Source organism: Paenibacillus peoriae (assembly GCF_022531965.1).
Taxonomy (GTDB): Bacteria; Bacillota; Bacilli; order Paenibacillales; family Paenibacillaceae; genus Paenibacillus; species Paenibacillus polymyxa_D.
In genome coordinates, this window is record NZ_CP092831.1 from 5,828,494 (window position 1) to 5,839,239 (window position 10,746).

At 44.7% G+C, this 10,746-nt stretch carries 10 protein-coding genes; all 10 read right to left on the minus strand.

What is annotated here, in order from left to right; genetic code table 11:
• The 10 genes from MLD56_RS25895 to rpmH all read right to left on the minus strand — a co-directional run bounded on the left by MLD56_RS25895 (nt 1) and on the right by rpmH (nt 9,673).
• Nucleotides 1-843, minus strand: coding sequence for a ParB/RepB/Spo0J family partition protein (locus MLD56_RS25895; protein WP_029518964.1), 843 nt, complete (start codon nt 841-843; stop codon nt 1-3).
• Nucleotides 836-1,597, minus strand: a complete 762-nt coding sequence (locus MLD56_RS25900) for a ParA family protein (RefSeq protein WP_023991152.1) — start codon at nt 1,595-1,597, stop codon at nt 836-838. The genes MLD56_RS25895 and MLD56_RS25900 overlap by 8 nt, the downstream gene beginning before the upstream one ends.
• 186 nt (nt 1,598-1,783) lie before the next feature.
• Nucleotides 1,784-2,602 carry a nucleoid occlusion protein gene (gene noc / locus MLD56_RS25905; RefSeq protein ID WP_029518966.1) on the minus strand — a complete coding sequence of 273 codons (819 nt, stop codon included), beginning with the start codon at nt 2,600-2,602 and terminating at the stop codon, nt 1,784-1,786.
• 412 nt (nt 2,603-3,014) lie between these two features.
• Nucleotides 3,015-3,737: a 16S rRNA (guanine(527)-N(7))-methyltransferase RsmG gene (gene rsmG / locus MLD56_RS25910; protein WP_029518967.1), complete on the minus strand. Its 723-nt coding sequence runs from the start codon at nt 3,735-3,737 to the stop codon at nt 3,015-3,017.
• Nucleotides 3,737-5,626, minus strand: a complete 1,890-nt coding sequence (gene mnmG, locus MLD56_RS25915; protein WP_029518968.1) for a tRNA uridine-5-carboxymethylaminomethyl(34) synthesis enzyme MnmG — start codon at nt 5,624-5,626, stop codon at nt 3,737-3,739. The genes rsmG and mnmG overlap by 1 nt, the downstream gene beginning before the upstream one ends.
• Nucleotides 5,627-5,723: 97 nt before the next feature.
• Nucleotides 5,724-7,100 carry a tRNA uridine-5-carboxymethylaminomethyl(34) synthesis GTPase MnmE gene (gene mnmE / locus MLD56_RS25920; protein ID WP_165145428.1) on the minus strand — a complete coding sequence of 459 codons (1,377 nt, stop codon included), beginning with the start codon at nt 7,098-7,100 and terminating at the stop codon, nt 5,724-5,726.
• Between the two features lie 128 nt (nt 7,101-7,228).
• The gene (gene jag, locus MLD56_RS25925; RefSeq protein WP_029518971.1) at nt 7,229-7,990 is read right to left on the minus strand and encodes an RNA-binding cell elongation regulator Jag/EloR; all 762 of its coding nucleotides are present in this window, start codon (nt 7,988-7,990) and stop codon (nt 7,229-7,231) included.
• A complete protein-coding gene (locus MLD56_RS25930) occupies nt 7,987-8,853 on the minus strand; it encodes a YidC/Oxa1 family membrane protein insertase (protein ID WP_029518972.1) in 867 nt (288 codons plus the stop codon). Before MLD56_RS25930 ends, jag begins: the two co-directional genes overlap by 4 nt.
• A 71-nt stretch (nt 8,854-8,924) precedes the next feature.
• Nucleotides 8,925-9,275 (minus strand): ribonuclease P protein component, encoded by a 351-nt coding sequence (rnpA, locus tag MLD56_RS25935; protein WP_029518974.1) that lies wholly within the window; start codon nt 9,273-9,275, stop codon nt 8,925-8,927.
• A 263-nt stretch (nt 9,276-9,538) separates the two neighbouring features.
• Nucleotides 9,539-9,673: a 50S ribosomal protein L34 gene (gene rpmH, locus MLD56_RS25940; protein WP_007433250.1), complete on the minus strand. Its 135-nt coding sequence runs from the start codon at nt 9,671-9,673 to the stop codon at nt 9,539-9,541.
• Nucleotides 9,674-10,746: the final 1,073 nt, after the last annotated feature.

Here is a 10,746-nt window from a genome sequence, read left to right on the forward strand (position 1 = left end):
CTACTGTAATAGCTCCAGTAATCTTTCCAAATCCTGCTGACTGTAATAATTCAATTCAATTTTGCCTTTATCTTTATTGTGCTTGATCTTCACAGTTGTTTTAAAGCGTTCACGCAAGGACTCTTCCATATGGTCAATATAGGGGTCCTTTTTTCGTACCTTTGCTTTGGCTTTCGCCTCACCAGGCTTATGATCCAACTGCTGTACGGCTTCCTCCAGCTCGCGAACACTCCACTGCTGTTCAATACATTGTTGTGCTAACTGTTTCACCATGTCTGGATCTTTGAGGCCAACAATAGCTCTAGCATGTCCCATAGACAATGTTCCACGTGAAACATGATCTTTAACTTCTTCAGGTAATGCGAGCAAGCGAAGGAAATTGGCAATATGAGAGCGTGATTTCCCCACTTTCATGGACAACTCTTCCTGAGTTAAAGAAAACTGATCCATTAATCCCTGATAAGCTACTGCTACTTCCATAGCATTCAAATTCTCACGCTGCAAATTCTCAATCAGAGCAATCTCCATCACCTGCTGATCCGTAAAATTACGAACAACCACAGGTATCGTCGGATTCCCACAAAATTGAGATGCCCGAAATCGTCTTTCCCCGGCTATGATTTCATATCCTCGCAATACACTACGTGCAATAATAGGTTGGATAACACCGTGCTGACGAATGGACTCGGCTAATTCCTTAATGGACTCTTCATCAAACGTTTTGCGAGGCTGGTACGGGTTCGCACGCAACTGGCTCAGCGGAATGTCAACAACCTTATCCTCTTCATTGACCGTAAGGGAGGGAATGAGTGCATCAAGTCCTTTTCCCAACCGTTTACTCATAAGATACCACTTCCTTTGCCAACTCAATATATACCTCTGCCCCACGGGAACGGGGATCATACGTAATAATGGACTGGCCATGTGAAGGTGCTTCGCTGAGTCTCACATTGCGTGGAATAATCGTCTGATAAACCTTGCTTTGAAAATATTTTTTCACTTCTTCAATCACCTGTATACCCAAGTTCGTGCGAGCATCAAACATGGTTAACAACACACCTTCAATTTGCAATGAGGTGTTCAGATGTTTTTGCACTAATCGCACGGTATTCAACAATTGACTTAATCCTTCCAATGCGTAATATTCACACTGGATTGGGATAATGACTGAATCGGAAGCCGTCAATGAATTGAGCGTCAAAATACCCAGCGATGGTGGGCAATCAATTAGTATATAATCATAATTATGCTTAACGAGTTGAAGCGATCTTTTTAATCTCAACTCACGAGAAATAGTCGGCACCAGTTCAATTTCCGCGCCTGCTAACTGAATGGTTGCCGGAATTATATCTAATCCCTCAACCTGTGTACTGACAATAGCTTCGCTAGGATCAACCTCGTTAATGAGTACATCATAAATACAATTTGCCACATCCGCCTTATTGATACCCACACCGCTGGTTGTATTACCTTGCGGGTCGATATCCACGAGCAATACCCTTTTGCCGAGGGAAGCAAGTCCGGCGCCCAAATTAACGGAAGTAGTTGTTTTGCCTACTCCGCCCTTTTGATTGGCTACGGCTATTATTTTTGACACTTCATTCACCTCATAATTTAATCGGAATCCTGCTACACTCCATACCTGCAAAACGCTCTATGGAGACGTTACTTAGTCCTTATCTTAGGGATAACGGCAATTTCAGAATAGAATTGAGTATGCTGCGGTTTTATTCGGCGTTAGACAGAAAAAGCGGCAATTGCTGCCGCCTGTACGCTTCATCCCTTACTTACGTTTGGGAATTTGAATGACAATCTCATAGTGATCCTCATGATCAGATTCCTTGGTCTTGATATCCAAGCCTGAGCCAGACACCATATCAATGGATTGACGAATTGTATTCAGCGCAAGCCGGACATCCTTGGTAAAGGAAATCCGCTTCGATTTCTTATTAGTGGATACTTGTTTATAAAAGGCAACTCGTGCCTCTGTCTGCTTCACATTGAGTTCCTTGGCAATGACTTCATCTAAAACCTTGTACTGTAGTTCTTCAGTCTCTAATGACAATAATGCACGAGCATGACGCTCGGATACCTTCCGTTCCATTAGAGCCTCTTTCACTCTCTCCGGTAGATGAAGCAGCCGTATCTTGTTAGCAATAGTGGATTGGCTTTTGCCAAGTCGTTGAGCGAGGCTTTCCTGGGTGAGCTGATGTAGATCAATCAGCTTTTGGTAAGCTACAGCCTCTTCAATCGCAGTTAACCCTTCCCGTTGAAGATTTTCAATCAACGCGATGGATGCAGCTTGTGAATCATTAAACTCACGAACAATAGCTGGAATAGATTCCATACCCAGCTTGGTGACAGCTCTCCAACGACGTTCCCCTGCTATAATCTCATATTGCCCATTACGGAAACGAACGACAATCGGTTGAATTACACCATGCGTCTTAATGGTCTGGCATAGCTCATCAATCTTCTCGTCGTCAAATATGGTACGGGGCTGATAAGGACTGCTGACAATATCCCGAACTGGAATTTGTTTTATTTCGTCCCCAGTAGATCGCTCCGTCAAACCAAATAGCTTGGAAAATTGTTCTTTCATTCCGTATAATACCACCTAATTTCATAATAGCACCATACTAACAGCGCTTCGTGAAAAACAGTTCCTTACGCGGATCGTAGACCCTTCTATATGAAACAGCGCCGTAAGCGGGTACACTCCACGTACTCACCCGACATTTGTTGTCCCACTCCCCTATATGTATATCTGAATTCATGGGTATAGGAGCAGTCAACTTACATTAAAACGATTATCTCTATTCTATCACTTTTCCAGCCATAATCCTATCGTCTCTACCAGCTTTTCGGAAGGATCAGAGAATAAATTATGCATCCTCTTTGATCCCCAAATGTAAACAAGAACGCATGTTAGCAAAGAGGCTTTTATGTAAAGAGTCTATCAGCCATAAAAAAAGTGAATGTTTCACGTGAAACATTCACTTTCTTTCAAACATTTACACTAACGGCGCCTTCAAAGGAGTACCCGGCTTACGCGGATATTTCCGTGGTGTCGCCGCTCTTTTCTCAATAATAATCATATGTCTGGCTGCATCTTCAACAGGTAACTGGAAGGCCTGAACATGTTTGATTTTTCCCTTTAGCTCTTTCAAACTGTAAGAAGCTTCCTTGATTTCCTCGGTAGGATCATTGCCCTTCATCGCGGCAAAGTGTCCTCCTTCACGGACAAACGGCAAACAAAATTCATTCAATACGGCGAGACGAGCAACCGCTCTGGCTGTCACTAGATCATAGCTATCACGGTATCCTGGTTTACGCCCCAATTCCTCTGCCCTGCTGTGAACCAGTTCAACATTTTCCAAACCCAACTGCTCTACTACATGGGCCAAGAACTGTATCCGTTTGTTCAACGAATCTACAATAGTCAACTGAATCTGCGGAAAGCATATTTTCAAAGGAATACCTGGAAAACCTGCACCTGACCCAATATCGGCCAGGCTTTCCACATCTTTTAACGGAACATAAAAAGCCAGGGAAAGAGAATCATAAAAATGCTTGGTGTACACTGCATCGCGCTCAGTAATACCCGTCAGGTTCATTTTTTCATTCCACTCAACCAGCACACGGTAATATGCTTCAAACTGCTCTAACTGACTGTCATTAATCACAATACTATGCTCTGCCAGCCGCTGCTTAAATTGCTGTTGTATCGCGTCCATTATGATCCCCTTGCTGCTGTTACGCGGTTATAATGCTCCAGATAAACCAGCAAAATGGAAATATCCGCAGGGGTTACACCCGAAATACGGGATGCCTGACCAATCGACATCGGACGGATCTTTTCAAGTTTCTGCTTGGCTTCAATGGCCAGTCCTTGAACTTCATTGTATACAATATCCTCTGGAAGCTTCTTCTTCTCCATCTTTTGCAGACGCTCCACATGCATCAATTGCTTTTCAATGTAGCCCGCATACTTAATTTGGATTTCCACCTGCTCCTGTTCTTCCTCCGTAAGAGCTATAGGTGAAGGTGAGATTTGTGCTACTTGCGCATAACTGATCTCTGGTCGACGTAGCACCGTTAACAAATTACTGCCATCCTGTATCGGTGCAGATCCGCCTTGCTCCAGCATCTCATTGATATCAACTGGACGAACCTTCGCCAAGCGCAAGCGTTCAATCTCTTGATCTACCTTTTGCTTTTTATCCAAAAAGCGCTCGTATCGTTCATCCGTAATTAGGCCAATATCATGCCCAATCGGAGTCAATCGCAGATCAGCGTTATCATGACGCAACAACAGACGATATTCTGCACGTGACGTCAGCAAGCGGTATGGCTCATTCGTCCCCTTCGTCACCAGATCGTCAATCAGGACCCCGATGTAGCCTTGCGAACGGTCCAATACGACAGGCTCTTTGCCCTGCACCTTACGAGCTGCGTTAATCCCTGCCATAATTCCTTGACCCGCAGCTTCTTCGTAACCGGAAGTACCGTTAATCTGACCTGCTGTGAACAAGCCTGGGACTTTCTTCGTTTCCAAAGTAGGCCATAACTGCGTAGGTACCATTGCATCATATTCAATAGCATAGCCGTTACGCATCATCTCTACCTTTTCCATCCCCGGAATCGAACGCAGTACAGCTAATTGTACATCCTCTGGCAAGCTGGTCGACAAGCCCTGAACATAGTATTCAGATGTGTTTTTACCTTCAGGCTCCAAAAAGATTTGGTGCTTAGGCTTATCACTGAAGCGTACCACTTTATCTTCAATAGATGGGCAATATCGTGGTCCCGTTCCTTCAATCAGACCAGAGAACATAGGCGCACGGTGCAAATTATCATTAATAATCTGATGTGTTTCTACTGAAGTATATGTCAGCCAGCAAGGAAGCTGTTCATTATCCGAAGACTTCGTTTCATAGGAAAAGAACTTCGGTTGATCATCACCCGGTTGTATTTCCGTTTTGCTAAAATCAATCGTGTCCTTATGCACACGTGGTGGCGTTCCTGTCTTAAATCGAACCAGATCAAAACCCAGCTCTCTCAAATGCTCAGACAATCTCAACGAAGGCTGTTGATTGTTCGGACCACTCTCATACATTAGCTCGCCCATAATGATTTTCCCGCGCAGATAAGTGCCTGTGGTCAGGACAACTGCTTTACTTCGATACTCTGTGCCCGTCTTCGTGATTACACCTACGCAATGACCATCTTCCATAATCAGTTCTTCAACCATACCTTGGCGTAAGGTCAAATTCGGTTCCTTTTCCATCGTTTCCTTCATCGCATGCTGATAAGAGAACTTGTCTGCTTGTGCACGCAATGCATGAACCGCCGGACCTTTACCAGTATTTAACATTCTCATTTGGATAAATGTCTTGTCTATATTCCGACCCATTTCGCCGCCCAGTGCATCAATTTCTCGCACCACATGTCCTTTTGCAGGACCGCCAATAGACGGGTTGCAGGGCATGAACGCGACCATATCCAGGTTAATTGTGATCATCAACGTGCGACAGCCCATCCGTGCTGCTGCCAAGGCCGATTCTACACCTGCATGGCCCGCGCCTACGACAATCACGTCATAGTCGCCTCCTTGGTAACCCATACCTTTCTTACCTCCTTATACATTTCGGTCTTCACGCCGAATATGCTCTTGCATATCTATAACGATAGCAGGCTTATATCAGCCATGCTTAAATGTTCTATTTGCCTAGACAAAATTGTGAAAATATTTGGTCTATTAGCGCATCATGCGCAGTATCGCCTACAATCTCACCCAAATGCTCCCATGCCAGCCTTACATCAATCTGGATCATGTCGATCGGAACAAATTGATCAGCAGCTTCATAGGCATCTACCAGCGATTGGCGCGCCTTCTTCAACAAAGCAATATGCCGTACGTTGCTGACATATGTCATATCCGCTGATTCCAGCTTGCCGCTAAAGAATAACTTGGATATAGCCTGCTCCAGTCGGTCCGCTCCCTCATTTTCCTTCACAGACATCGGTACGATAAGCTCTTCAGGAACATAACGCAGCAACAAATCCCGGTCTACCTGGGCCGGTAAGTCCATTTTATTCATAATGACAATCGCTTGTCTACCGCGGATTTGTTCCATTAATGCCATTTCATCCTCATGCAGTGGTTCGTTGGCGTTAATGACGATGAGTAGCAGATCTGCTTCACTAACCGCCGTTCTCGAACGTTCTACTCCAATCCGTTCCACAACATCCATCGTTTCACGAATCCCAGCTGTATCCAGCAACTTGAGTGGAATATTATTAATCGTCACATATTCCTCAATAACGTCACGGGTTGTGCCCGGAATATCGGTCACAATGGCCCGCTCGCCCTGAGCCAATGTGTTCAGCAGTGATGATTTCCCCACATTTGGTCTTCCAACAATCGCTGTGGTCAACCCTTCACGCAAAATCTTTCCCTGCTCCGCCATATGCAGCAGCCGATCAATTTCCATCATGACCTGACTGCTTTTATCCTTGATTAAATCAGATGTAAAAGATTCAACATCATGCTCAGGATAATCAATGTTCACTTCAATATGAGCAAGTGTCTCCACCAAAACATGACGCAAGCGACGAATATTCTGGGACAGCTGTCCATCTACCTGCTTCAAAGCCACCGAAAAAGCTTTATCTGATTTGGAGCGAATTAAGTCAATGACACCCTCCGCCTGACTTAGGTCAATACGACCATTCAGAAAAGCACGTTTCGTAAATTCCCCTGGCTCAGCCAGACGTATATTTTGCAGCAATAGTAAATCCATCACCCGTTTGACGGCTACGACCCCGCCATGAGTGCTGATTTCTACGACATCTTCTGTCGTAAAAGAGCGTGGCGCCCGCATTACTGTAACTAAAACTTCCTCCACCTTTTCCTGGCTTTGGGGATCTATAATATGTCCATAATGTACCGTGTGAGTTTGAGCTTTGCTTAGAGGCGTTTTACTACGAAACAAAGCCTCCACTTCCGTGACCGCATCTGGCCCGCTGACCCGTACAACCGCAATACCACCCTCGCCGACAGCCGTTGCAATGGCAGCTATAGTATCGCTCAACATAAAGTTTCTACCTCCTATCAAGTAGAAACGACATTGCCGTCCTTCATCAAGGACGGCAGCCGTTTCAGCGAGAAATATAAGAAAAAAAGCAATGGCTTCTGCATCTTGCAGAGAGCCATTGCGTCGGATTATTTTTTAGCAATGACGACGCGCCGATTGGGCTCGTCCCCCTTGCTGTATGTTCTAACCAGCGCATGCTGTTGGAGCTTGGCGTGAATCAGCTTCCGCTCCTGTGACGGCATTGGCTCCAGCACCACTTCCTTGCCATAACGAATAGCCTGGTTCGCCAACCGATCTGCCAAATCCTCCAGCGTTTTTTGCCGACGTGCACGAAATTGCTCGGCATCCAGCACAATTCGGATGAATTTGTCAGAATGACGGTTGGCAACGATATTCGTCAGGTACTGCAATGCATCCAATGTCTGTCCTCTGCGGCCGATCAACATACCGAGCGACGGACCGGAGATATCCAGTGTACTTTCATCCTTGCGGTGGCGGACATCAACTTTAACGTCCAATCCCATTCCTGTTGCTGTTTCACGGATGAAACGCACCGCCTCTTCATAAGGATCTACATGTCCCGAAGGTGCTTCTGTGTTCATCTGTGCTTCCTGTGCAACAGGCCCAGTTTCTTCTGATAAAGCCTGTCCCACGCTAGAAGGTGCTTGAGCCGATACATGAAATTCAGCCGCGTGTGTGGTTTCAGGAGACGGCTCAGAGAGCAACGCAAGCTCCACCTTCGCCTTCTTGACCCCGAGCCACCCCAGGAATCCTTTTGACGGCTGTTCCAACACGCTTACGGTTACCCGTTCACGGCTTACTCCCAGTTGGGAGAGTCCTTGTCTTACAGCATCTTCAACGGTTTTTCCTGATGTCACGACTTTGGTCATCTCGACTTTTTAGCCCCCTTCGTGTTTTTGCCGCCTTTTTTCTTACTATTGGAGGAACCCGTTTTCGCGAGACTGGCTGTTTTCACATTTGCCAGTGCTGCTTCTTTATCCTTATTCCGATAAAGGAAATAGTTTTGAATGATCGTGTAAATATTACTGTAGAACCAGTATAACGGCAAAGCGGATGGGAAGTTGTACGACATGAACAGAATCAGCACCGGATAGACGTACAGCAAAAATTGCATCGGTCCTTGCTGCGGCGTCGGATTCATTTTCATCATCATCCAAGTTTGGACAAATGTCGTAATCGCCGCCAAAATCGGCAAGATAAACAAGTGATCCGGTTTACCTAACTGGAGCCACAAGAAGTCATGATCCCGCAATGCCGAGTTATAATAAATGGCATTATAAAGCGCGATGAAAATGGGCATCTGTACTACCAAAGGAAGACAGCCAGCCATCGGGTTGACCTTGTTTTCCTGGAACAACTTCATCGTCTCTTGCTGGACTTTCTCAGGCGTATCCTTGTACTTCGCTTGAATTTCTTTTAATTGCGGCTGAATGGCCTGCATAGCTTTGGAACTACGTACTTGCTTGAGTGTAAGCGGCAAAATAATGGTTCGCACGATAATCACCAGAACCAGTACGGCCAGGCCATACTCTCCAGAGAACCATTGGGCAAATGTATCTAGCGCATACGAAAACCAGTAAACGACATATCTTTGCCAAACTGATCCATTGGCCAAGTCTGCCGTCGTGTAAGAATTGTGGGCCGTCTGGGCACATCCGGACAGCACAGCAACAAGTGCCAATAAGGCAATCAGGAGGAACCATTTTCCCCGTTGAGTCTTCAAACGCGACACTTCATAACCCCTTTCTTAACCAATCCATTCCAACGTAAATCATACCATATCCTGTAGGACAAAGATACTGACTATCGGCGTGAAGACTTGAGCAGCGAGGCTTTGCGTAGAACGTGCAGCACGCTTTTCTCCAGCTCTTGATACGACTTAGTAACTGCACCCTTACGAACGATAAAAATCAGATCAATCTGCTCCACCAATTCATGCTCATGATGGCGCACAATTTCCTTAACGATTCTGCGCATCCGGTTGCGAACTACTGCATTGCCGATCTTCTTGCTGGCCGAAATTCCGACGCGGAACTGCTCTACCTCTCTGCGGCGGAACCAGTACACCACAAACTGATGGTTGGCAAAAGATTTGCCATGGCGGTATACGCGCCCAAAGTCCGCCCGGTTTCGTAGACGCAATTTTTTTTGCACGGCGCTTCTCCTTGCTCATCTCTTTTACACATGTCGGTAAGCTAACCTTTACCTTTTATATAGTAAGAAGTATGGACAACATTCCAACATGGTAATCTCGCTTATTTTATATCCGTTTTCAAAAGCTTCATCTAATATAGGACAGGATGCTGGGCTTCTCCCTCTTCTTTCACTACATTTTTACAACAAAAGAAGAAGGGATCGCATCCCTGAATACCTCAATTATGAAAAAAAAGACCACCGTAGTGGTCTTTATGCACGCATTACGCACTCAATACTTTTCTACCTTTTTGGCGACGAGCTGCCAAAACTTTACGGCCATTCTTCGTGCTCATTCTTTTACGGAAGCCGTGAACTTTTTTACGTTTGCTGACATTCGGTCTGAAAGTCGGTCTCATTGTGCTGCACCTCCTTACAAGGAATACGTTTTATATGGAATATACCTAACATAGCAATCTCCACAAAAAACACCTTTGTACATTTAACCACAAATAGCGGTCAAAGTCAATGTACTTATAAACCCTCTTCCTCTTTTTCCCCTTCAGGAAGCCTCCTCCTCTTTACCCCGCTGACTCACTTCACTCTTTTATTCCCTTATTTCATAAAATTCCTTTCGTCTTTCCTCCATTATCAGCATTCTATTTGTAGTTTTCACTCCTCCAAAACTGTCCTTTTTACATTTATTCATTCTGTAACTTGAATCCATCCTATTTTCAGATCGACGTTATCAGGTTCGTTCAAAAATATTGTCGGAAACGTTACCGGAAATTTTCAACAGAAAAATAAGCCTCTGTGACCAAAAGGCAACAGCAATTATACACAGATTCACAAAAAGAACTGAATTGTGATTTAAATGGTCATAACCTGTGCATAACATTTTAGAGCGAAAAAGAGTTATTGTCGAAAACTGAACAAATTATAAACAATATCTTGTGTTGTGAATAAAAATTGTACACAACAGATTGAATTTGTGGATAAATAACCACGAGTCATTGAAATACAAGGCTTCTTTTGCTATGATGATATTACTTTTGAATGTGAATATGTTGTTTTACCCTCCATATTATCAACACCCTGTGGATAAAGTTGTGAACAAGTTCAATTTATCCATCTTTTTATTTTTGTGCGGATTCGGGATTCTGGGGATATATTCTACATTTTTCATTTGATTTCGACATATTGCAGTCCCGTTTTGGCCTGCGGGATCAAGAGAACGGATCGTGCCGCACATTCCCTCCTGAGAAATATCGCCTTTCTTCTGCTGGTCAGCAGCGGAATTTCCATTAGCTATTTTTCAGGGTCATTTTGTGCTGCGTTCTCTCACCACACTGCCGCATGTTTTAGGCGGCGGTATGTCTTTTTATGGCCTTCAACAACATTTTTGTGATTTTAGGCGTTTTGCCGAAGCGCCGAGAGCAGCTCTCTGCAGCTTAATTCGGTAAAATGTCAGGATTTAAAAGGAGTGACGTCT

Excerpts from the sequence above, each read along its gene's own strand:
- MLD56_RS25895 (WP_029518964.1), bottom strand. The coding sequence starts at position 843 with ATGAGTAAACGGTTGGGAAAAGGACTTGATGCACTCATTCCCTCCCTT.
- noc (WP_029518966.1), bottom strand. The coding sequence starts at position 2,602 with ATGAAAGAACAATTTTCCAAGCTATTTGGTTTGACGGAGCGATCTACT.
- rsmG (WP_029518967.1), bottom strand. The coding sequence starts at position 3,737 with ATGGACGCGATACAACAGCAATTTAAGCAGCGGCTGGCAGAGCATAGT.
- mnmG (WP_029518968.1), bottom strand. The coding sequence starts at position 5,626 with ATGGGTTACCAAGGAGGCGACTATGACGTGATTGTCGTAGGCGCGGGC.
- mnmE (WP_165145428.1), bottom strand. The coding sequence starts at position 7,100 with ATGTTGAGCGATACTATAGCTGCCATTGCAACGGCTGTCGGCGAGGGT.
- jag (WP_029518971.1), bottom strand. The coding sequence starts at position 7,990 with ATGACCAAAGTCGTGACATCAGGAAAAACCGTTGAAGATGCTGTAAGA.
- rpmH (WP_007433250.1), bottom strand. The coding sequence starts at position 9,673 with ATGAGACCGACTTTCAGACCGAATGTCAGCAAACGTAAAAAAGTTCAC.